A 22,282-nucleotide genomic window follows, 5' to 3' on the forward strand; every position below is an offset into this window, starting at 1 on the left:
GACAATGACGCTTGCGATCCTGTGCTCGGGGCAAGGCAGGCAACATCGGAAGATGTTCGCCCTTACGGGCGATGCGCCGGAAGCCGAAAAACTGTTTACGTACGCGGCGACATTGCTGGGCGGCAGAGATCCGCGTGATTTCGTGCGCCGAGAACCCGACGAGACCCTGCATAGCAACCGCGCCGGCCAGGTTCTATGCACCGTCCAGGCGCTGGCTGCGGCAGCCGCGCTCGCAGACGCCATTCCGCATGGCGCCATCGTCGCCGGCTATAGCGTCGGTGAAGTCGCGGCCTGGGGCGTGGGCGGCCTGTTCGAACCGGCGGCCACGCTCGACCTCGTGGTACGCCGGGCGGAAGCCATGGATGCTGCAACGCGGGCCGGTGACGGGTTGATATTCGTTCGCGGACTTTCACGCGAGGACGTCGACCGGATTTGCGCGCACCACGGGGCGGCGGTCGCCATCGTCAATCCGGGCGATGCCTTTGTGATCGGCGGCAACCGGGAGGCGCTGAACAAGGTTGCCGCAGACGCGGAGGCGATGAACGCCAGCAGAATCGTCGGTTTGCCGGTTCAGGTTGCTTCACACACTGAAAGGCTCGCAAAAGCGTCGGTTGCCTTTCGCCAAGTCCTGCGGGCGGCGTCGGTTGCGTTCCCGCCGGCTGCCGGTGCGCGTGTGCTGAGCGGCATCGATGGAGCTTCGGTGATGTCCGCCGGGACAGGTCTCGACAAGCTCGCTGCGCAGATATCGCAAACCGTGCAGTGGGCAAGTTGCCTGCAAGCCTGTGTCGAGGCGGGTGCTACAGTGTTTCTCGAACTCGGGCCCGGATCTGCGCTGAGCAGGATGATTGCGGACGTTCGGCCCGATCTTCCGGCACGTTCGCTGGATGATTTCAGGAGCCTTCAGGGCGTGCGCGCCTGGCTAGCGCGGCAACTGGCCGCCTAAGGATCGCGTCCGGTCTCGCATGGATGGCGTTTCGATCGCGCGTGATGCTTCAAAAAAAGGGGCCGTCCTTTTGGGGGAAGGACGGCCCTAATGCTCGTATGCCTGGGAGGAGAGGCTCGAGCCGTGACTTGGGGTCTTAAGTCACGCAACATCCGCAGCATCACCGATCGCGCGGGCAAAGTATTTCCTGAACCCAGCCTGTTTCTCATTTCGCATGATTCACGAAGGGGCGGCCGGCAGGGCGGGAGACACGGACTTGCGGGGCGAGGCCGGATCGCTGTCGGCAGGCCTGGACGAGGCCAGCGTATTCCGGCTAACGCATCGCCAGCGTGCCGGGGTGTCGCCCGTGATGCGCTTGAAGACGGTCGAGAAGTGCGCTTGCGTGCAGAAACCGACGGCCAGTGCCACCTCGGCCAAAGACGTCTCCGAATTCGACAACAGCGATTTCGCATGCTCGATGCGCTGATGCAGCAAATACTCGCGTGGCCGGTACCCGGTCGCAGCGCGAAACTGCGCCGCAAAATGCATGCGAGATAGTCCCGCGACCTTGGCGAGGTCGGACAGGCTGATGCTGCGGTCGAAGCGCGTTCTGACATACTCTTCGACCCGACGGAGCCGCCATTTCGGCAAGGCGTTGACCTTGGTGCGCGGCAACTCGCGCCGGGCAACATGCATCGCCAGCGTTTGGCCGATGCAGTGCGCGAATTCCTGGTCGGCCGAATGGCCATGCTCGATCAGCGCCTTTGCGAGCTGCTCGGCGAAGGGGTCACGCAGCAGAACCAGATCGTTCAGGCTTTCATGCGCGACGGGATCCGTTCCGGGCAGCGGCGACAGAAAGTAGCTGGCGGACACGTGGAAGTGCAGAAAATCGCACGGTGCATAGAATTGCGCGCTGATCTGCTTCGCCGGCGCACCGACATAGAGGGTGCCCGCCGGCATGATGCCGTCGAAGACGATCTGATTGCCTCTGCTCAGCTTGAGACGGGTTGTCTTCAAGGCGATGGAGAAGAAATAGCGGTCCGGAGGCGTTGTCGCGTCTTCGTGTTTCACCGCGGTCGGAGCACAGGTCCAGCGCGAGATCGTGATGTCCTCGGTGGCGAGGCGTTGTTCGGGCCTGCGCCATTTCCGTTCCTGGAGAAATACGCGCGCCCCTCGCGGGGAGTCGGGTTCGCGGGGGCTGGGTTGATACGTCGACCGGGTGCCGGCCGCGGGCATATCGGTGAGCATCGTTCGTCCCGTCTCTTGGGTTCCACTGCCGTCGTGACGGCCGCTGAACTGCCGAATGCAACAAGTCGATGCTCAAACGATAAGTCTGAACTCGCCGCAAAGCTCGTTAGGGATGCTTAAGCGGTGTTAGATTTTGCAAATGCACAGAGTGCGACCGGATGTCGCAAAAAATCCAATTGGACCAAGGGCATCAAGGACTTGTCTGTGAGCCCCGATGTTACGCTCTGGGATCCGCCTCGGCGCCTTGCCAGGCTCAGCGAGGACGCGGCGAGGCGTCGATGCCCGGGGTGAGGCCCGGCGCGATCGTCTCCGCGGGAGGAATTGCGGGCTCCCGCGCGATAGGAAGCGCTTCTATTTCGGGACGTTGTTCGGAAGCTGCCTGGAGGCAGTGCTGACGGGGAGGGCGGCCTTCGCCAAACCAGTCGGCGAGGGGATCCACGAGGCTCGCGCGGGCCTGATCAAACCAGCTTCGGCGCTCCGCGTCGGGCTGGCGGATCGTCACGGTCGCCGTCATGCCGGAGACGAGCGGCACGTCCGGCGGCACCGTGTCGATGGCGACGCGAACCGGTACGCGCTGCGCAAGCCGCACCCAGGTGTAAATGGGATCGACGTTGGGCAGGCCTTGCGTCCCCGCTGTGGCGTTGGACGCGCTGATGCCGCGCGTCACGGTCTTTACGTGTCCCAATATCGGCTTGGCGTAGCCGATCAGTTGCGCCTCCGCGCGATCACCGACGCAGATGCGCGCCATCTTGGTCTCTTCGAAATAGCCGTCGATCCAGAAACTGCTGGCGTCGATGACGGAAACGTTGCTGACGCCGGTGACGGCATAGTCGCCGACGCGCAGCAGGAGGTTAGTGACGTAGCCATCGACGGGACTGACCACATTGGTCCGCTTCAGGTTCAGCTCCGCCTGCGCAAGCTGGTGCGCCGCCGCCTCATAGGCGGCCTTCGCCTGCATCGCATTGCCCGCAAAGATCTGCTGCTCCTCGGGCGTGGTGGCGAGGTCGGTGAGATGCTGGCGCCGGTCGAACTCGGCCCGCTTCACCTCCAGATCCGCCGCACGCTGGTCGACTAGCGCCTTCCCGACGTGGACGGCGACCTCGAAATCGAAGGGGTCGATGACGTAGAGAACGTCGCCCTTATGGACGAATTGATTGTCGGCCACCCGCAGCTCCACGATCTTGCCCGCGACCTGCGGCGCGACGTTGGCGACCTGGACGCGGACGCTGCCATTCCGCGTCCAGGGCGCGGTCACGTAATGCTGCCAGGTCGCTGCCGAAATCAGGATGGCGATCAGCGCAATGGCGACAGTCGCAAGATGCCTGCCGGCACTGGCCAAGAAATGCCCGATGGCCCGCCGCCGCGACCTCGTCGATGGCACGGGCTGCCAGTCGCCTTCCGTGCCGCGATCGCTGGTGTCGCGTGCCACGAGCTCGTCGAGATCGGAACGATCGATCGTGTCGGCACCCGAAGGTGTTTCAACCGTCGCGTCATCGTGGCGCCGCGGGGCGGCATCTCGGGCCTGGGCAACACCCATGACGTTTCTCCCTAGAAGAATAGCGCAAACAGGCCGAACATCGTCACGTAGAGACAGAGCTCGGCCAGCGACGGGTTGCTGAAAAATCTGGTAAACCCAACCAACCGCAACACCGGGCGAAGCAACAGGAACGCGACCAGCGCCGTTGCCGCATAGGAGACGATGGGGGCGATGAGCACGCCGCCGATGACGAGCTCCCGATAGGTGTTCGTCATGGCCGCCTCTCCTGGCTGGAGCCGGTGAGAGGCTGCTGGCACCCGAATGCGGTGCTTGCCCGGACGAGCGCGGCCAGGATCGGATCGCACGACACATGACCTTGCGGTGCGGCCCGTTGCAGCGCCTCAGCGGCGGCGAGGATTGTATGTCCGTTTCGCGAGGTGAGGGCAGCTCGAGCGGCGCCCGCCGCCTCGGAAAGTGGCCCCGCCGCCAGCCGCTCCAATTCGGTATGACACCGTCGCAGCGCCGCTGCCTGGTCGAAGCAGTGCATGGCCTCCGCGACCACCTGCTGACCGGCGACGGAGCTGCCGCCGGCCGACATGATCTGCTCGATCTGCGTGGCATCGCGAAATGCAGCTTCCTCGGGTGCCGGATGCCGGGCTTGCCCAAAGTCCAGCCGCCTCAGCTCGCGGCGCGCCGCGGCCAGCAGCAGCTGGATCCGTCGCTCGCTCGACAAGGAAGGCAACAGAAGCTGTGCCGCAAAGGCCAGCAGCGCGGCCAGCTGGCAAAACAGGCACGTCACCAGAAACACCTCTGGATCGTAGCTCTGAGGATTGCTCGGCGCGAGAACGGCCAGCATGAAGACCAGGATGAGCCGGCCGAGCGAGGACAGCGTGCGGCTTGGCAGCGTGATCAGGAGCGCCATGCCGATCACGACGGGTGCGAGGCCGATTGCCAGCAGTTGAAATTCGGATACGCCGTTGAAGACGAGGTATTTCAGGATGCCGCCCAGCAGACACGCGATGGGCATGGCAAAGACCGCAAGCCTCGTGAAGCCCCGTGGATCCGGAGTCGTCGAGCTCAATGCGATGATTGCTGCGGCAAGCGTAAGGCAGAGCTCCGTGCTCGGCCAACCCGCCAAGTCGAAAACGATCGCAATGAGCGTGAAGTGGATTGCGGCCCTGAAGGCGCCTTCGGCCGCGATGCGACGCGATCGGTACAGGGGTGCTCGCCATTGCCGGAGAGGCTGCGTCCCGGCCCGCAGCGCCCCGAGATTGCCGCGCACGTCGCTATTCCTGCGGATGATCTCGCTCCGCAGCTGGGCCCGGCAAATTGCGATCAAGCTGGATTGGCCGCAGCCTGGATCATCCTGTGCCGTCGCGACTGCGGCAGGCAACGCCGCGAAGGCGCGGGCAAGAGCCAGCTCGTCCACGAGGTCCACCATCGCCGAACGCGCGGCCGCGGTTCTTGCCGTGCCGATGCTTGATTCCGTGCTGAGGCTCGCGATCTCCGGACGCAGGGCCGCGATATCATGCAAGAGGTCCGCCGCCGCCGGCGTGGACGAAACATCGCCGCGGATGGCGCCCCGAGCGAATTCCGTGACGCGGCGATGCAGCGCCTCGAGCCGGCTTGCCAGAACCGGATGATAGTCCGGTGCGGCCAGTAGCTCGTTGACCAGTGCCACCGCAAGGACGCCGATGCCGATGGCGGCGCCACGTGCGATGCCGGTCGGGAATACCTGGAGCGGGCTATCGATCTGCTCGATGGCAATCAACGCGACGGTGATGCAGCCGAGCGCCGCTGCATAGGCGCGATTGCCGTCCAGCATGCCCGCCACATAGACACAGAGCCCGACCCAGATGCCCAGCACCGCGAGCAGGAGAGCGCCCGTCTGCGAGAACAGGCCGGTGATCGCGATCGACGCCGCCACTCCGATGGCCGTTGCGAGCAGCCGGTATCCGGCCTTTTCCAGGCCTTGACCGCGCGTGGGCAGCGTCAGGACCGCGACGGTGAGGGCCGCCGACGAGGGGGACTCGAGTTCGAGCCAGAAGCCGGCATAAAGCGCAAGGAGCATTGCCAGCCATACGCGCAGCGCGAACGCCCAGGAGCTCACCGGGAATCCGGCGAATGCCAACGGACGCGCCCCGACGGCGGCGCTAATGGAGTTCACTTGCATCGCGCAACATCCCTCGGCAGGGCGGGCGCCGCTGCCAATGTCGTGATTTGTCCGCAAGTATGGGATTTGCGCCGGTTACCGGTATTTCCGGTCCACCAACATGGTTGCCGGAATGCACGCCGGCCATTCGAAGATGGCCGTTACTCGTTCGCGTGGAAAATGGACTATTGCTGCGCTTGGCCTGCCAGCGCCTCTTCGAGGCAGCGGATGATCTCGTCGCCGCTCGAGGGTTTTCCAAGAAAGCAATGTGCGCCTGCCGCCATCACGCGCTGGCGCACCAACTCGCTCGGAAATGCGGTCATGAAGATGATGGGAAAACGACGACCTGAGGCAACCAGCTGCGCTTGCAACTCATCGCCTGTGATAACAGGCATCTGAATGTCCGCGATCATGCATGTCGGATCGTTTCCCGGCGATTGGCGCAGGAATTCGGCGCCGGACGCATAGGCGTGAGCCTCGTAGCCGAGCGAGCGCACCAGGCTTGCGAGCGACGTGCGAACGCCTTCGTCGTCGTCCACGATTGCAATCACCGGGGTCTTGGCCATTGGCACACATCCTGGCCGCAATGTTCCGCAGGGAGGATATCTCCCATTGCGCGGCCGATGGCACCTTATGCCCCGCTGGGCGGTCCCACCGAAATTATACTCAGGTTTGGTCCGTGGTCCTGCGGGTCTGGGAAACCCCGAGTGCCTCGGCCTGGCGAACCAGCTCGGCCAGCGATCGGGCCCCCATCTTCCGCATGACGTTCCCGCGATGGATCTTGACCGTGATCTCGCTGAGGCCGATCAGGCCGGCGACTTGCTTGTTCATCAGCCCGGCCGTGACATGGCCCATCACCTCGCGCTCGCGCGCCGTCAGGGTCTCATACTGGGCGCGGATATCCTCCTTCGTCGCCGCCTCGGCCCGGCGCAGCGCATCGCGCTCGAGCGCCGCCGTCACGGCATCGAGCATGTCCTGGTCGCGAAATGGCTTGGCGAGGAAATCGACCGCGCCCGCCTTCATGGCGCGCACCGACATCGGAATGTCGCCGTGGCCGGTCATGAAGATGATGGGATATCTGATGCCCTGCCGGGTCAGTTGGCCCTGGAGATCGAGCCCGCTAACGCCCGGAAGCCTCACGTCCAGCACGATGCAGCCCGGGCCCTCGGGCAGCGTGCCGCCGAGCAACTCGGCCGGCGAGCCGAACAGGCGCGTCTCCAGACCAACGGATCGGAACAGGCTGTCGAGCGAGGCCCGAATGCCTGCGTCGTCATCGACGATCATGACGACCGAGCTGGAGGGTTGGGCCGGTGGAGACGCTTGGTTTGGTCGTGTCATGGCAGGGCGTGTTGTTGGCTGAATGGCAGTGTCAGGCGGAACGTCGCCCCCGAGCCGGGGATGCTCTCTGCCGACAATTGGCCGCCGTGAGCTTCCACCGTCGTTCGGGAGATCGCAAGTCCCATGCCCATTCCTCCGTTTTTCGTCGTGAAGAACGGGTCGAACAGGCGCGGCAGGTCGTCAGGGCGGATACCGGGACCACTGTCCTGCACCGTAACGGCGAGGTTTTCGGCCTGGGCAATGCTGGCGCGCAACGTGACGACGCGGGAACCGCTTTGGCCCGACATGGCCTGGCCGGCGTTGATCAGCAGATTGACGAGAACCTGCTGAAGCTGGATCCGGTCGCCGCGAATCGGCGGTAAGCCGGCCTCGATCTCGACGGTGAGGGCAACGTCGTCCTTGGCGAGCTCGCGCGCGACAAGTGAGGTTGCCTCCTCGATGATGTCGCCGATCTGCAGCATGTCCTGCTGGGGCGGTGCCTTCTTCAGGAAGGTTCGAATCCGGGCAACGACCTCGCCGGCTCGGCGGCCCTGGGCGACGACGTGATTGATGGTCGTTGCAACCTCCCTCAGATCGGGCACCTCGCGCCGCAGCCATCGCAAGCCAGCCTCGCCACTGGTGACGATCGCTGCCAATGGCTGATTCACCTCGTGGGCAATAGAGGCGCTGATCTCCCCGAGGGTGGCGACGCGCGCCGCGTGGGCGAGGTCCGCCTGTGCCGCGAGCAGTGCATCCTGAGCCTGCCTGCGCTCGGTGATGTCGACGACGAAGGCGAGTACGTTGCGATCTCCGTCGGGCCCCGCCGGGAAGGAAATTGTGAACAGTACCGGAATCTTGCGTCCATCCAGCCTGATGAGTTCGGTCTCGCCTTCGTAGAATGGCTCGCCTTCCGCGAACGCCACCAATGCGCCGACGAACTTCCGGTCGCTCCGGTCCAGGAGCTTGTCGATATTCGCAATGAAGACGGAAGAGCTGCTGGCTCCGACCATCTTCTGCAGGGCGGGGTTGACGTTCGTGATCTTGGCGAGCGGCCTGACCTGCCAGAAGAAATCGGGATGTCGCGAAAGATGGTCGCGCAAGCCGGCCCCGTCGAGGTTCAGCGCCGTCAGCGCTTTTCGGAGGTCGCTCCAGTCCTCTTCGGCGACGCCGATCCGGCTGGCGTCGAACATCCGGCGGTAACGTCGCTCGCTTTCGACCAGCGCGCCGTGCGCCATCATGCGTTCGGTCACGTCGGTATGCGTTTCAAGCACCGCGACCGGCTTGCGAAGATGGTTGTGCTGCAAGGCCCATCGGGTATCGACGGTGATCGCAGCGCCACCCTTGGTCCGCTGCTGCACCCGGCCTTCCCATCGGCCGGTGTCGATCAAGCCGGCCTCGATGACGTCTCGCCGGTCGGGATATGTGGTTTGCAGAAGCTCGTCGGCGATCTTTCCAAGGGCCTCGTCGGCTGACCAGCCGTAGGTCTGCTCCGCGGCCTTGTTCCAGAAGGTGATCACGTTTGCGCGATTCCTGACGAAGATCATATCATGCGACAGGTTGAGCAGGCGCGCCTGCGCCGCCAGGCGGTTGGTTGCGGTGTGATTCTGGAGCGCAAGCACTGTGGTGATGGCGACGGCCGCGAGGCTCACCAGGGCACGGAGGGCGGGCGAGGCGATAGATTGCAGGCCGTGCGAGAGCAGATAGGCCGCTATCGTCAGGGCGGCACAGCCGGCGGCAGCGACCAAGAGGTCGTGGCGCCGGTTCGTCCTCGCCGCGAGCAAGATGGCGACGACGTAGAGCACCGCGACGGCGCCTTCGAGCGGCGTCAGGACATCGACCAGGAAAACCGCGACGGCGAGCGCAGCAGACCAGAACCGCAAGCCAATGCGGCTCACGGATGGCCCCGTGGCTTGGTCAACAATCGTCATCGTCGCTGGTCGTCGTTCGCTTCATTCCAGCGGCGTTGATGCCGCGATTTGATCGCGCCGACAACATCCTGCCGCGTGATTTTCGTGCTCTCTTGGAAGACGCTCAGTGCGTCGAATCCGGTGCGAATGCCGGCAGGGGCCGTTACTGAAGCAAAACAAGGGCACTTCGCGATCCTGCTGGTCTGTGGCGCTCGGCGAGCGCGTCAACTTACCGCAGGTGGACCCGATCGCCCATCAGCGGCGATTCGGCGTCGCGGCGAGGCCGCGCGGGACGGCTGTGTTGCGATCATACCTAGGTATGACTCGATCAACCCGAGAACCTATCGATGCACCCCCGCGTAGAATGGAGCGCGTGGACCGGCGAATTATTCTTCGCTCATGACATTCGGACAGGCCGGTTCGGCCCTGCCGGATCGAAATGGGACAAGGAGATTCGACGATGTCGCTGCAGATGTCACACCAGCAAGCCGCCAAGGATCATGTCGTTCGCGCGATCGACGTCTCGGCAATCGATCGTCGTAGGCTCGGCCCGTCGGGACATGTCGAGTGGTTCGACGACGACGGAACGACGCTGTCTCTCGTTCATCTCGACGTGGCCCTGGCGGTCGAGGCATCTGCGGGCGATATCGAGCGATCCGCCGATCGCGTGCCCAGCTTCAGGGTCTCCGCCAAGCGTCTTGCGAGTGTATCGGACGGGAGCGAAGAGACCTCAGCGGATTTTACGGACCCCGTCATGCGGCGTCTCTCTGACGCGCTCGCGGCGACCGAAGCCACGCATGACGCTCATTCCGCCATCCTGGCGGATGCGTTGCGGCTGGCGATCCTCACCCGCAAGTTCAGCCGCCAGGCGCGTGACGAGCGGGCCGCGCTCGATCCCGTCGCCGGTGAGTGCGGGGATCATGCCAGCCGGACCGTACGGTCGCTGCAAAAATGGCGTCTCAGGCGTGTCATGCAATATGTCGAGGAGAATTTGAATGTGAGGATCACGCTGCAGGAGCTGGCGACGGTCGCCGGCCTCAGCAGGATGCATTTCGCCGCGCAGTTCCGCGCAGCTGTCGGCGTTCGGCCTCACGAATACCTTCTGAAGCGTCGCATTGCGCGCGCTCAGGAACTGCTCGCGCAGGCCGACGCATCTCTCGTCGACGTCGCCCTGACGGTCGGCTTCCAGACGCAGGCGCACTTCACCACGGTGTTCAAGCGCTTCACCGGCGATACGCCTCATCAATGGAGGAGCGCCCATCTTGCGCAGCTTGCGCCGCTACCGCGCGCGGGAGCCAACAGGTCATGACCATCATCGGAATTGAGGCTCTGGTGCTACCGCTGGCGGGCATCCATTCGGTGCTGACGCACCAGGAGCTGATGGGGACGGTCGAGTTCGTCCGCGCTCTCGGCAGCTCGTATCGCCTGGCAGCGTCAGAACCGGGGGTGAGTCTCTTCTATAGCCGCTTCGCCTTCGACTTCTGCAGGATCGTCGCGGCTTGCGTCACGCGATAGGCGGAGCGGGTTCAGCCGGCCGATCGAACAATCGGCAAGAACCTGAACGAGTGCGCAGACCCGACATCGGGTCTGCTTCAAGACGGCAGTCAACGCACGTGTTCGATATGAGCCCGGATCGCCTGTCGCTCTGCATCGATCCAGCCATGCTGGCGCGCCTTGGCGATCTCGCGGGCGGCGTTGAAGCAGCATTGACCTAGATCAACCGCCGCCATGGCCGATCGGCGCGAGTGTCGCGTGCTCGCCACGTGAAGTTCCAGGCCTTCGCCGTGGCGAGGGGAAACCGCGGCGGCGGCACGTCGACGAGCGGACCTTTGGCATCGTTTGGCGGGGACGTAGGACGTCCTGGGGTGAATTGAGGGCGGTGGGTCGCCATGATGCTACAGTTTCTCGCCGGCACGCTGGTCAGCGTGATCAATATCGGGCTTCATGCGCTCGTGACGGTCGTCGCCGTCGGGATCGCGCGCAGCGCAGGTCTGCGTCACTTTAAGCGGCCGAAATTGCACCTGATGGGCGTCATGATCGCAACCGCCGTGGTGTTGAAGGTCGCGCACATGCTGGAAGTCCTGGTGTGGGCCGCGGCCTACGGCATCGTCCAGGCTGCCGCCGCCGATACCGACCTGCTCTACTTTGCTTTCGTCAACTATACCACGCTCGGTTATGGCGACATCACGCCGGTACGCGAATGGCGGCTGATCGGCCCGTTCACCGCCATGAATGGCGTGCTGCTGTTCGGCTGGTCCGCCGCCATTCTTTTCGAGGTGTTGCGCAAGACGCTCGAGCATCTTGGGCTGACTGAAGCGCCTGGCCCAGTTTCACGCCCGCCATGAATGCGGCTGCGGCGAACGGCGCCCCGGATCATTGGTCAACCGCGATCGACGTTTCGCCAGTTCAAGGATGCAGATCGAGGCTGGCGAGCTGGTTCCGGTCGAGCAAGACGATCTGTCGTTGGGTGTTGCCGATGAAGCCGAGGATGCCGAGTTCGTGCAGGCGCGACAGAGCGCGCGAGACGGTCTCCAGCGTCAGGCCGAGATAGTCGGCAATATCGCGTCGCGACATCGGGAGCGCGATGACGCCCGCCGCCGTCAGCCGCTTGTCCATTTCGAGCAGGAACGCCGCGACCCGCTCCAGCGAGGTCTTGCGGCCGAGCAACAGCATGTGGTCTTCCGCATGCTGGAGGTTGTTCGTGGTCATGCTGAGCAGGTTTCTGGCTACCATGGCATCGCTCTCGGCCACCGTTTCAAGACTTTGTCGCTTGATCAGGCGCACCGTGGTGTCGACGACCGCTTCCGTCGTGAATCGATGCTCCCCGCCGTTCTCGAGCCCAAAGATGTCGCCGATGAGGTGGAATGCGCCGATCTGCCGGCGACCATCCGACAACAGCTTGTAGCTTCGCACCGCGCCCGCCTTGACCTGATAGACATATTCGGCGGGCTCTTTCTCGCCGTAAATCTCGGTGCCTTTTCTGTACGAAAATTCGCTTAAACTGACGAGCGCATTTGAATCGCTGGTCATGCCGAGGTCACGGAGGGAATTGGGACGCAGTGCGGAATCGGTTGTGATGCGAACAAACATTGGCCAAGTCCTCAGCTCATCGCCGAATTTGGTCCGTCCGACGAAGTATTTCCGCTGCTGGGAATGCGCCGCGCTGTTCCGCTCCCGCCGGGTTGATTTACGCCCAAGGCAGTATTTCAATCCATTGTCCCTAGGTTCATTGTACCAAGGGACAGCTCTGGCGCTTGGTGCGCAGAATGAGAAAGCGCTGCCGCTGCGGGGATTTGGCTCATTGCAAGCAGATATTTCGGTTCTCAAACTGTTGAAGCTGACTTTGTCGAGCGAGGGGACGTCAATGGTCCTCGCTGGAACTGGGCGAGAGGTTGAAGGTGTCGGGTCTCGTTCACGTGGTTGATGACGACGAGTCCTTTCGGACCGCGATCGCACGGCGTCTGAAGCTCGCGGGCTATGAGGTCGCGACCTATGCGTCGGCACTGGAGTTGGAGAAGACCGCGCTGGATCCCGAGCAGGCCGGATGCATTTTGCTCGACGTGCGCATACCAGGATTGAGCGGCCCCGATTTGCAGGCGCGATTGATCGCGTCCGGCTCGACGCTGCCGATCATCTTCCTGACGGGGTATGCAGACACGCCGACCACCGTGAGGGCGATCAAGGCGGGTGCGGAAGACTTCCTGACCAAGCCGATATCCTCCGAGCAGTTGATCGATGCGATCGAGCGCGCTCTGGCGGGTCAGCGGACGGCGCGCGTTCAGCGCAGCAAGCTGGATAGTTTTCGGACTCATCTGGCCACGCTGACGCAACGCGAGCGACAGGTGTTCAATCTCATCGTGCGCGGCCGGATCAACAAGCAGATTGCGCATGAACTCGGGACGACCGAACGCACCGTGAAAGCACACCGCCATCAGGTAATGGAGAAGATGCAGGTGCATTCGCTTGCGGAACTCGTTTCGATCGCGGAACGGCTCGGAATGCTCGGTACGAACGAGGATTAGCTGCTTCGTCACCGCAAGCCCGGTTCCCACGGTGGAGTTACCCCAAAGGACAATATCGAGGCGTGTTGACAGTGCACGGCGTGGCGTGCGCAATGATGCACAGGCGCCGGGTCGGCAACGCAAAGCAAGCGTGTGCAATATCCCACCGCCGTCACAGCGCTCGCAGTTCATCCATCTCCCGAAAGGCAGATCGCCTTGCCGCTATGCCCGTCCGTTTTTGTCGTCGATGACGATCAGTCCATGCGGACCAGCCTGAGCAGGTTGCTGCGTGGGCACGGTTTCGACGCCACACTGTTCGACTCCGCGAGGGCCTTGCTCCAGCACGGCCAATTCTACACTGCGATCTGCATCGTCCTCGACATCGATCTTGGTGGAAAATCCGGCATCGACGTCCGGCGAAGACTGGCTGAGCAGGGCGTCACCGCACCGGTAATCTACATGACCGGCAACGACAGCACCGCGAACCGCGCTGCGGCGCTTGGGTCCGGCTGCATCGCCTATCTGATCAAGCCCTTTACGGGCAAGTCACTGATTGAATCCGTCGAACGCGCCGGCACCTCGTAAGTCCGGCTCCAGCGGTCATTCGTCGATCTGCTGCTCGAGCGTCCTGGCTGGCGTTCCCTTGTGGACTGAGGCGAATTGCGCCAGCGGTATCGAAGTCGTCATGGCAAGGAGGTTCGAATCGACGAGTTCGAGCGTCAGGGTCTTGCCGGATTCCATCTCCCTGATGATCTTCGGCGCCGCCACATCGGCAGCGATGCACAGATTGGTGAGACACCAGGTATAGGGCAGGCGGAAGGGCGCGCCCTGGTCGACGCTCAACTTGGGTGCATGTTGCAGGTACATGCCGACAGGCACGAACAGTTGCAGCCGGGCCGTGGCGGCGTCTTCGCGCTCGATCAGATCGACGCGCACCGCCGTCTGTCCGGTCGCGAATTGGCCGGTGATCGAGGTCCGGCACAGTGTGGGCGCGCCTCCCGCCTTGAAGCAGAGCTTCTGCCAACCTCCGTAGCTGATGTCCTTTGCTTCACGCTGACCACGTGTGGCGACTTCGGGCGGCGTCTCGGCCTGGGCGCCCTTCGGTGCGGCATGGCCGGGCGCCGCCGCGGCGCCGGCGATGGTGATGAGCAGGAGACTGGCAAGGCAGTCACGGGCATGGGGCATGATTTCACCTACGGATCTGGCATCTATTTCAGCGCGTCGAGGAACGTCGTAACCAGCGGCGACCAGAGCGGGATGGCATCCCTCGAGCCGATGAAGAAATGGCCCTCATTGCCGAACGGCGGCATCAGGTGGTACTCGGCCCGGCCGCCGGCGGCGGTGAATGCCGTATGCATGCGCTTCGACAGTTCGGGGCCGAAGAAAGTGTCGTTCTCGATATAGATCCACAGCATCGGCACACGCGATGTGCGGCCGAAATCGGCGGTGGCCTCAACCAGCCTGTCGGGGGCGCAGTTGTTGTTCGGCTTGCCGCCGACGCGTCCACCACGACCCGCAGCGAAGGTGATGATGGCCTTCACCTGCGGCGGGTTCATGCTCGACAAGGCGATCGAGGCCCAGCCACCGGCGGACTGCCCGATCACGATCACGTCCTTGGGGATGATGCGCTTTTCGGCGGCCAGATAATCGATGATATCGAGGTCGACCTTGGCGACCGCGAGCCCGGCGTCGTGGAAATTGGGATTGGTGCACTTGCCGATCTTGGAGAAGAATGGTCCGTAGACCGCGCGCTCGGGAATGTCGATGGCGACTGCGCCATAGCCGGAGCCGACCGGCGCCACCACGAGGTAGCCGCGCCTTGCGAACCATTGGGCGGCGTCGCGGAATTCGACCAACGGAAAGAAACTGCGGTCGGTCGGGTTGAGCGAGACGCCGTGATTCATGATCACGAGCGGGAAGGGGCCGTCGCCGACGGGACGCACCAGATAGGCGAACATCGGAAGCGGTAGTGGCAGCGCCCATATCTCTTCCTGGATGCGGACGTCATCCTCCGCGCGCGCGGCCGCGGCGAAAGCGGCCCACGCGAACAATATGGCCGCAAAACATCCCAGCACCGATCTGGCCGGTCGCCGCATCATGGGTCTCCGTCATCCGCTGTAGGTTGCCGCTACGATGATCGGCCCTAGCACGGTAAGCACCACGTTTCCGACCGCATAGGGCACGGCGACGCCGAGGACCGGGGTCTGGCTTTCGGCCACCTCGCACGCGCCGGTCACCGCGGCATCGACGGTCATGGCGCCGGCCAGTGCGCCGCAGGTCACGACCGGGTTCATGCGCAGCACATAGAAGGCAAACAGCGTCGCGACGATCAGCGGCACGAGCGTGATGACGAGACCCATGCCGACCAGAAGCAGCCCGTGGGCCTGGATCGCGGCCCAGGCCGCGGCGCCGTTGCCGAGCCCGATCGCCGCGATGAAGCCGCCGAGTCCGAGATCGCTCAGGGTCTGTTGCGCCGCCGGCGGCAATGCGCCCATGGTCGGCTTGCGCGACCGCAGCCAGCCGCAGACGAGGCCCGCGATCAGCGCGCCGCCGCCACCGCCGAGCGTGAGCGCGACGCCGCCGATCCTGAAGCTGACGAGCCCGGCGAGCAGGCCCGCCGCAATGCCGGCGGCAAGAAAGGCGATGTCGGCGCGATCACCCGATCGCAGGATCTGGCCGATGGCCTTTGCTGCCCGTTCGATATTGCGCGTGCTGCCGACCAGCGTCATGACGTCGCCGACATAGATCCGTGTGTCCGCGCTCAAGGGAACCTCGCGGCCCATGCGGGTGAGGGCGCGTAGAAAAACGCCCCGGGCGTCAGTGCCGACGCGCGCCGCGATCTCCTGGATCGAGCGGCCATGGAGATGGCGATTGTCCACGAGCACCTCCAGCACGTTGCCCGGGACGGCCTTCAAGATTTCGTCGGCGTCGATCTCGGTGCCGATGATCGGCTTGGCGGCGACGATGACCGCAGTGCGGCCGGCGATGACGATGTCGTCGCCGGCCTCGAGCACCGTCTCCAAATGTGGCTCGACGTCCGCGCCTTGGCGCACGATGCGCTCGACGACCGTGCGGCTTCCGATTTCCTCCTCGATCGACTTGACGGTGCGCCCGGCGCCCGCGGTCACGCGATAGGCGCGGGCCTGGAACTTGCGATAAGAGAGGTTATCGGTCTTCGGCGGATCGCCACCGGCGAGCTCCGCCTCGAGCTTCTTTGCCTCAGCCTTCAGGTCGATCCGCATCAACTTCGGCGCGACGAAGGGGACGAACAGCAGCGTCAGGATATAGCCGAGCACGTAGGTCACGGCGTAGCCCGCCGCGATGTTCGCCTCCTGCTGGCTCAGCACATCCTTGGGCAGGCCGAGCTGGGCCAATGCGCCTGAGGCGGTGCCGATGACCGACGATTGCGTCAAGGCACCGGCCGCAATCCCCGAAGCGGTGCCGGGATCAAGCCGGAAGCCGTGGGCAAACAACAGGACGACGACCAGACCGGTGCCGCCCAGCACCAGCGCCATGGCGACCTGCGCGAGCGTGCGGACGCTCAAGGAGGCGAAGAACTCGGGCCCGGACCGGTAGCCGATCGTGAACACGAACAGGCTGAACAGGATCACGCGGAGCAGCGGCGGGAACGCAAAATTGCCGAGCTGTCCGAGCAGCACGGAAACGATCAGGATGCAGGCTGTGGTCCCGACGGCGAAGCCGCGGATCCGGACTCGGCCCAGGATCGTGCCGATGGCGACGGCCAACAGCAGAAAGGTTTCCGGAGCGGTGGAGATGATCCACCTGACGGTATCCATGTCGCATCTCCCCCGGCGCTTTGCCGTGATCTCAGTCGGGAAATCGCGGGCATTGCTTGATCCAGATCAAGCCCTGCGAGCGGCAAGGCACCGCCTATCGGATGATGCGGAATTCGCGACAGTCGGCATCGTCAACATGAGCGCTCTCGACCTCGCAGCCGGCGCGATCCGCCGCGACGAAACGGTGGAGATCGTTCTGCTGCTCGCGTTCTCGGGCGGCTATATCGACGCCTATACCTGGATCATCCACGGCGTGATGGCGAATGCCCAGACGGCCAACCTGATCTTCCTCTGGGTCTATGCGACGGCCGGCGACTGGACCAAGGCGTTTCACTTCGTGCCGCCGCTTCTCGCCTTTGCCGCCGGTATCGTGATGGCCGCATGGCTGCGCCGCGGTGCGGGCGAGCGGGCCAGTGCAATCAGTACCCTGCTCGAGATATTGCTGCTGATCGCGATCAGCATCCTGCACAACAGGCTGCCGGATCTGGCTGGAACGCTCGGCATCTCGTTCGTCGCCGCGATGCAGACCGCGATCTTCACCAGGGTCGAGGGCGTTGTTTGCAGCACGGTGATGATCACGGGCAACATGCGCCAGGCGATCGAGGCTGTCTTTTTGGCCGCCGCAGGAGGCGCGCCGCTCGGCACGCTGCGCCGCTCGGGCATCTTCTTCGCGCTGTGTGGCGTGTTCGGCTTGGGCGCCGCGGTGGGCGCCTTCGCCACCAAGGCTATTCCGGACCTCGCGCTCGGCATTCCCGTGGTCGCGCTGTTGGTGGTCTTGCTGCGCTGCGAAGCTTCGCATCAGAGGGCCGTCCAATGAGCGCGCCGTCCGAACCTGGATGGATACGGTTCTTCCCGCCGGCCGGCTGGCTTGGCTTCTACCGGCGAGAGTGGTTTTCCTCGGACGCCGTCGCCGGCGTCACGCTGGCTGCTTACGCCATCCCGGTTTCGCTCGCCTATGCCGCGCTCGCCGGCCTGCCGCCTCAGATCGGCGTTTACGGCTATATGCTCGGCGGCATCGGCTATGCGTTGCTCGGCTCGTCCCGGCAACTTGCGATCGGGCCGACGTCGGCGATCTCCCTGATGATCGCGGGCACTGTCGGTGCGCTGGCCGGAGGCGATGCGATACGCTATGCGCAGATCGCAAGCCTTGCGGCCTTTGCAGTGGCGGTGCTGTGCTTCATCGCGTGGTTGTTCAAGCTGAGCGTGCTGGTCCGCCTCGTCAGCGACAGCATCCTGGTCGGCTTCAAGGCCGGCGCCGGGCTCACCATCATCATGAGCCAGCTGCCGAGCCTGCTCGGCGTTGCCGGCGGCGGCCACAATTTCTTCGACCGCGCCATCAAGCTGGCCGGCCAGCTCGGGACCGTCAACCTGCTCGTGCTCGCCGTCGGCGCGGTCGCGCTGCTGCTCCTCCTGTTCGGCGAACGGCTGCTGCCGGGCAAACCGGTCGGCATCACCATCGTCGCGCTCGCGATCGGGACGGCGACGCTCCTCGGCCTGCCGGCGCTCGGCGTGCCCGTCACCGGGAAGATACCGGAAGGGCTGCCGGCCCTCGGCGTTCCGACGCTCGGCCTGCTGGACTTCGACGATCTCTTCCCGCTCGCCGCAGGGTGTATCCTGCTGGCTTATATCGAGGGTGTTTCGGCCGCCCGCAGCTTCGCCGCCAAGCACGGCTATCCCCTCGATGTCCGGCAGGAGTTCCTGGGGTTGGGGGCCGCGAACCTCGTCGTCGCCTTCGGCCATGGCTATCCGGTTGCCGGCGGGCTGTCGCAATCAGCCGTCAATGACAGCGCCGGCGCACGGACGCCGCTGGCTTTGGTGATCTGCTCGGTGACGCTCGGGCTGTGCCTTCTGTTCTTCACGGGACTCTTGACCAACCTGCCCAAGGCCGTGCTTGCAGCTATCGTCTTTGCCGCCGTCTACAAGCTCGTCGACGTCCGCGCGCTGGTGCGGATGTGGCAGGTCAGCCGGATCGATTTCTACGCCGCAACGATTGCGTTGGTCTCCGTGCTATTGCTCGGAATCCTGCAAGGCGTGCTGCTGGCGTCGATCGCTTCGATCCTTTTGCTGCTGGCCCGGGCCTCGCGGCCAAACATCGCGTTCCTCGGCCGCTTGCCCGGCAGCGGCCGTTATTCGGACAGTTCAAGGCACGCGGACGTCGAGCCCTTGATCGGCGCCATTGCGTTCCGGCCCGAAGCCTCGCTCCTCTACATCAACGCCGAGACGATCCTCGATACCGTCCTGATCGCGCTCCGGCGCGCTCCCGAGATCCGGCTGGTGATCTGCGATCTCTCGGCCTCACCTTATATCGACCTCGCTGGCGCGCGCATGCTGCACGATCTCTACGACGAGCTCGCCGCGCGAAAGATCATGTTCTCCATCGTCGGCGCGCACGCGCAGCTCCGCGACCTCTTGCGCGCGGAAGGGCTGGCGGAGAGGACGGACAGCGGCCAGTGGCTGCGATCGCTCGACAGCGTTCTCGGCGACGAGCAGGCCGTGACGGCGCAGCGGACGGCCTGAGCGGGCGTGTTGCAATGCGAATGACCGCTGCGGCCGACGGTCTCGCCAGAATGCGTCCGACCGTTGACTTGGATCAATGGAGCCAGCGGCGCCGAACTCACGATCGCGCTCATCTTCGCCCAATGGGCATCAAATGACCATCGAGTGATCATCAGGGCTTCGCCGAGGATCGGGAGAGACACATGTCGAAGGACACCAAGCCAGCGCAAAAGCGCATCGATCAGTTCTTTTCCGGTCCCGGGAGCCGGGCGGACGAATGGCGCGACCTCGTGGAGGCCGCAAAGGCCTGGGCCCGTGTCGGCAATCGCACAGTCTACGATGCGGCACTGGCCGAGCTCTCGGTGACTGAGGAGTTCTACGGCTATCCCGGCCTGCAACTTATGGCGGCACTGCGGGAAGCGGCCTCCGCAGGCGATGGAGCAACGTCGCTGGCCCTTGCGACGCGGATTACCCAGGCACTGACGACGCGATCCTTCCGTCAGCATGCCGGCGACTGGAGCGCGAAGGATGACGGCAATGGCGACGCGCCCGAGCTGGTGCCACCGACATTCGGTGCGCACACGGCGCGCCGGCCCTATTTCGAAACCCTGATCGTGACCGGCGTGTCATCCAGTCAGTGGCCGGCCCTCGCCGCCGAATGGCGCAAGTTGCGGCGCCCAATCGATGGCTTCATCTATGAGCCTGTCATCGTCGGCAGCCTGGAAGACGCATTCTGCGCGACCATGCTCAATCCCAATATCGCGGCCGTCATCATCAATGAAGGCTTCGGGCTGCGCTCGCGCCACAATGCACCCGTGCTGCGCTCGATCACGGCTTCGGCCGGCCTCAACGACGAGTCCGACGCCTCTGCGCTCCGGCTCGCCCAGATCATCAAGCGCGTCCGTCCCGAGCTCGACCTCTACATGATCTCGAACCGCGACGTCGAGGAGCTGGCTGGAAACCCCGAGGCCAATGCCGTTCGCCGCATCTTCTACTCCGTCGAGGAGCTCCTCGAGCTGCATCTGTCCATCCTCGAAGGCATTCAGGATCGCTACGACACCCCGTTCTTCGACAATCTGAAGAAATATGCGCAGCGTCCGATCGGCACGTTCCATGCGTTGCCGATCGCCCGCGGAAAGTCGATCTTCAAGTCCGACTGGATCCGCGATATGGGCGAATTCTACGGGCCGAACCTGTTCCTGGCCGAGAGCAGCGCCACCACGGGCGGCCTCGACAGCATGCTAGAGCCGACCGGCAACATCAAGAAGGCGCAGGAGAAAGCGGCGAGGGCGCTCGGCGCTGACCGCGTCTTCTTCGTCACCAACGGCACCTCGACATCGAACAAGATGGCGGTGCAGGCGCTGCTCGCGCCGGGCGACATCGCGATCGTCGATCGCAATTGCCACAAGTCGCACCACTATGGAATGGTTCTGGCCGGTGCGCAGCCGCTTTATGTCGAAGCCTTCCCGATGACGGAATACTCGATGTACGGCGCGGTGCCGCTGAAGACGATCAAGCAGGCGCTGCTCGGCGCCAGGGCCGATGGCCGGCTCGACCGCGTCAAGATGATCGACCTCACCAACTGCACCTTCGACGGCCACATCTACAACACCCGCCGGGTGATGGAGGAATGTCTCGCTATCAAGCCGGATCTGATCTTCCTCTGGGACGAGGCTTGGTTCGGCTTCGCGCGCTTCTCGCCGTTCCTGCGCCGCCGCACCGCCATGGGCGCCGCCAACGAGATCGAGGCGTGGATGCACGACCCGAGGTCGGTCGCGACCTATGAGAAGCAGCAGGCCGAGCTCGGCAAGAACCCGTCGGACGAGATGCTGCTCAAGGCCCGGCTCATTCCCGATCCCAGGCAGATCCGCTTGCGCGTCTACCAGACCAACTCGACCCACAAGTCGATGTCGGCGATCCGGCAAGGCTCCATGCTCTCGGTCAAGGACGTCGAATTCCACACGGTCGAGCAGCAGTTCAAGGAGGCCGTGTTCACCCACGCTTCGACCAGCCCGAACCAACAACTCATCGCCAGCCTCGATATCTCGCGGCGGCAGATGGAGCTGGAGGGTTACGGCCTCGTGGCCAATGCGATGGAGATCGCGCTTGCCATTCGCCAGGCGGTCAACAACAACCCGCTGATCTCGAAATATTTCCGCATCCTCGGCGCCGACGCCATGGTGCCTGCCCAGTATCGCCAGAGCGGCTTTACCGATTATCTCGCCGCGGGCGTGAATTGGGTCAACACCCTCAAGAGCCTGGACGAGGACGAGTTCTGCCTCGATCCGACCCGCATGACATTGGTGTGCGGCATGGCCGGTTATGACGGTACCCAGTTCAAGGGTATCCTCGCCAACGAGTACAACATCCAGGTCAACAAGACCTCGCGCAACTCGGTCCTGGTCCAGTCCAACATCAACAACACCCGCAGCGACGTCGCGCATCTCATCCGCGTCCTCGCCGAGATCGCGGGCGAGGTCGATCGCGGATTGGTGCAAGGCGGTGCCAATGCGAAGAAGACCTTCGAGGCACGGGTCAAGAGCCTGATGACCGACGTGCCCGATCTGCCCAACTTCTCGCTTTTCCACCCGAGCTTCCGCGGCGATGCCGGCAGCAAGACCAATGAAGGCGACATTCGCAGCGGTTTTTATGCGGCCTATGACGTCGCAGGTTGCGAACATATCCGTCTCAACGATCCCGAGATCGATCGCCGGCTCAAGTCGGGACCAGAGCTCGTTTCGGCCAATTTCGTGATCCCGTATCCGCCGGGCTTCCCGATCATGGTCCCCGGTCAGGTCATCACGCAGGAGACCATCGACTTCATGCGCAAGCTCGATGTGAAGGAGATCCATGGCTACGACGCCAAGGAAGGGCTGAAGCTCGTCCGCTCCGAAGCCTTGGCGAAGATCGGCAAGCCCAGGCCCGCCGCGACACCGAAGTTGAAAGCGGCATCTTAGAGGGGATC

21 protein-coding genes are annotated in these 22,282 nt (G+C 64.1%); 9 read left to right on the forward strand and 12 right to left on the reverse strand.

The annotated features are described in order from the left end of the window. The first annotated feature begins 4 nt into the window (after positions 1-4). Positions 5-943 carry an acyltransferase domain-containing protein gene (locus CV770_RS00555; RefSeq protein WP_104460975.1) on the forward strand — a complete coding sequence of 313 codons (939 nt, stop codon included), beginning with the start codon at positions 5-7 and terminating at the stop codon, positions 941-943. Positions 944-1,162: 219 nt separating this feature from the next. On the opposite strand, the gene CV770_RS00560 is transcribed toward CV770_RS00555, so the two are convergent. From CV770_RS00560 to CV770_RS00590, 7 genes are all read right to left on the reverse strand, one after another. After that, positions 1,163-2,170 (reverse strand): helix-turn-helix domain-containing protein, encoded by a 1,008-nt coding sequence (locus tag CV770_RS00560; protein WP_104460976.1) that lies wholly within the window; start codon positions 2,168-2,170, stop codon positions 1,163-1,165. A 253-nt stretch (positions 2,171-2,423) separates the two neighbouring features. Continuing rightward, entirely contained in the window at positions 2,424-3,707 is a 1,284-nt protein-coding gene (locus CV770_RS00565; RefSeq protein ID WP_104460977.1) for an HlyD family secretion protein, read from the reverse strand. An 11-nt stretch (positions 3,708-3,718) separates the two neighbouring features. After that, a complete protein-coding gene (locus CV770_RS00570) occupies positions 3,719-3,922 on the reverse strand; it encodes a DUF1656 domain-containing protein (RefSeq protein ID WP_091952601.1) in 204 nt (67 codons plus the stop codon). Continuing rightward, on the reverse strand, positions 3,919-5,820 hold the full coding sequence (locus tag CV770_RS00575) for an FUSC family protein (RefSeq protein WP_104460978.1): 1,902 nt from the start codon (positions 5,818-5,820) through the stop codon (positions 3,919-3,921). The genes CV770_RS00570 and CV770_RS00575 overlap by 4 nt, the downstream gene beginning before the upstream one ends. 164 nt (positions 5,821-5,984) lie before the next feature. Next, positions 5,985-6,365 (reverse strand): response regulator transcription factor, encoded by a 381-nt coding sequence (locus CV770_RS00580; protein WP_165637089.1) that lies wholly within the window; start codon positions 6,363-6,365, stop codon positions 5,985-5,987. Between the two features lie 100 nt (positions 6,366-6,465). Then, entirely contained in the window at positions 6,466-7,137 is a 672-nt protein-coding gene (locus CV770_RS00585; RefSeq protein ID WP_104460979.1) for a response regulator transcription factor, read from the reverse strand. After that, on the reverse strand, positions 7,134-8,861 hold the full coding sequence (locus tag CV770_RS00590; protein WP_245453634.1) for a PAS domain-containing sensor histidine kinase: 1,728 nt from the start codon (positions 8,859-8,861) through the stop codon (positions 7,134-7,136). The genes CV770_RS00585 and CV770_RS00590 overlap by 4 nt, the downstream gene beginning before the upstream one ends. A gap of 622 nt (positions 8,862-9,483) precedes the next feature. On the opposite strand from CV770_RS00590, the gene CV770_RS00595 reads away from it, so the two are divergent. After that, positions 9,484-10,332, forward strand: coding sequence for a helix-turn-helix domain-containing protein (locus tag CV770_RS00595; protein WP_104460981.1), 849 nt, complete (start codon positions 9,484-9,486; stop codon positions 10,330-10,332). Beyond that, the gene (locus CV770_RS00600) at positions 10,329-10,538 is read left to right on the forward strand and encodes a hypothetical protein (protein ID WP_104460982.1); all 210 of its coding nucleotides are present in this window, start codon (positions 10,329-10,331) and stop codon (positions 10,536-10,538) included. The genes CV770_RS00595 and CV770_RS00600 overlap by 4 nt, the downstream gene beginning before the upstream one ends. A gap of 89 nt (positions 10,539-10,627) precedes the next feature. On the opposite strand, the gene CV770_RS43825 is transcribed toward CV770_RS00600, so the two are convergent. After that, complete coding sequence (locus tag CV770_RS43825) at positions 10,628-10,753, reverse strand: hypothetical protein (RefSeq protein ID WP_283807978.1); 126 nt, start codon at positions 10,751-10,753, stop codon at positions 10,628-10,630. Positions 10,754-10,912: 159 nt separating this feature from the next. On the opposite strand from CV770_RS43825, the gene CV770_RS00605 reads away from it, so the two are divergent. After that, positions 10,913-11,368: a potassium channel family protein gene (locus CV770_RS00605; RefSeq protein ID WP_104460983.1), complete on the forward strand. Its 456-nt coding sequence runs from the start codon at positions 10,913-10,915 to the stop codon at positions 11,366-11,368. A 61-nt stretch (positions 11,369-11,429) separates the two neighbouring features. On the opposite strand, the gene CV770_RS00610 is transcribed toward CV770_RS00605, so the two are convergent. Next, entirely contained in the window at positions 11,430-12,113 is a 684-nt protein-coding gene (locus tag CV770_RS00610; RefSeq protein WP_091952582.1) for a helix-turn-helix domain-containing protein, read from the reverse strand. Between the two features lie 308 nt (positions 12,114-12,421). On the opposite strand from CV770_RS00610, the gene CV770_RS00615 reads away from it, so the two are divergent. Together CV770_RS00615 and CV770_RS00620 are read left to right on the forward strand one after the other, a co-directional pair. Continuing rightward, the gene (locus tag CV770_RS00615) at positions 12,422-13,045 is read left to right on the forward strand and encodes a response regulator transcription factor (protein WP_165637088.1); all 624 of its coding nucleotides are present in this window, start codon (positions 12,422-12,424) and stop codon (positions 13,043-13,045) included. A 195-nt stretch (positions 13,046-13,240) separates the two neighbouring features. Beyond that, entirely contained in the window at positions 13,241-13,609 is a 369-nt protein-coding gene (locus CV770_RS00620) for a response regulator (protein ID WP_283811254.1), read from the forward strand. Positions 13,610-13,624: 15 nt separating this feature from the next. Here CV770_RS00620 and CV770_RS00625 read toward each other — a convergent pair whose 3' ends face one another. From CV770_RS00625 to CV770_RS00635, 3 genes are read right to left on the reverse strand one after another with little or no spacing between them, the layout of a single operon-like run. Next, positions 13,625-14,209, reverse strand: a complete 585-nt coding sequence (locus tag CV770_RS00625; RefSeq protein ID WP_104460984.1) for an invasion associated locus B family protein — start codon at positions 14,207-14,209, stop codon at positions 13,625-13,627. A gap of 23 nt (positions 14,210-14,232) precedes the next feature. Beyond that, positions 14,233-15,123 carry an alpha/beta hydrolase family protein gene (locus CV770_RS00630; RefSeq protein ID WP_245453635.1) on the reverse strand — a complete coding sequence of 297 codons (891 nt, stop codon included), beginning with the start codon at positions 15,121-15,123 and terminating at the stop codon, positions 14,233-14,235. 9 nt (positions 15,124-15,132) lie between these two features. Continuing rightward, the gene (locus CV770_RS00635) at positions 15,133-16,821 is read right to left on the reverse strand and encodes an aspartate:alanine exchanger family transporter (protein ID WP_104460986.1); all 1,689 of its coding nucleotides are present in this window, start codon (positions 16,819-16,821) and stop codon (positions 15,133-15,135) included. A gap of 136 nt (positions 16,822-16,957) precedes the next feature. Here CV770_RS00635 and CV770_RS00640 point away from each other — a divergent pair, with 136 nt between their 5' ends. The 3 genes from CV770_RS00640 to CV770_RS00650 all read left to right on the forward strand — a co-directional run bounded on the left by CV770_RS00640 (position 16,958) and on the right by CV770_RS00650 (position 22,274). Further along, complete coding sequence (locus CV770_RS00640; RefSeq protein ID WP_104461059.1) at positions 16,958-17,638, forward strand: YoaK family protein; 681 nt, start codon at positions 16,958-16,960, stop codon at positions 17,636-17,638. Continuing rightward, a complete protein-coding gene (locus CV770_RS00645) occupies positions 17,635-19,338 on the forward strand; it encodes a SulP family inorganic anion transporter (protein ID WP_104460987.1) in 1,704 nt (567 codons plus the stop codon). The genes CV770_RS00640 and CV770_RS00645 overlap by 4 nt, the downstream gene beginning before the upstream one ends. A gap of 182 nt (positions 19,339-19,520) precedes the next feature. Next, on the forward strand, positions 19,521-22,274 hold the full coding sequence (locus CV770_RS00650) for a decarboxylase (RefSeq protein WP_104460988.1): 2,754 nt from the start codon (positions 19,521-19,523) through the stop codon (positions 22,272-22,274). Positions 22,275-22,282 lie beyond the last annotated feature (8 nt).

Origin of the sequence: Bradyrhizobium sp. AC87j1 (assembly GCF_002936975.1) — a bacterium.
GTDB classification, from domain to species: Bacteria; Pseudomonadota; Alphaproteobacteria; order Rhizobiales; family Xanthobacteraceae; genus Bradyrhizobium; species Bradyrhizobium shewense.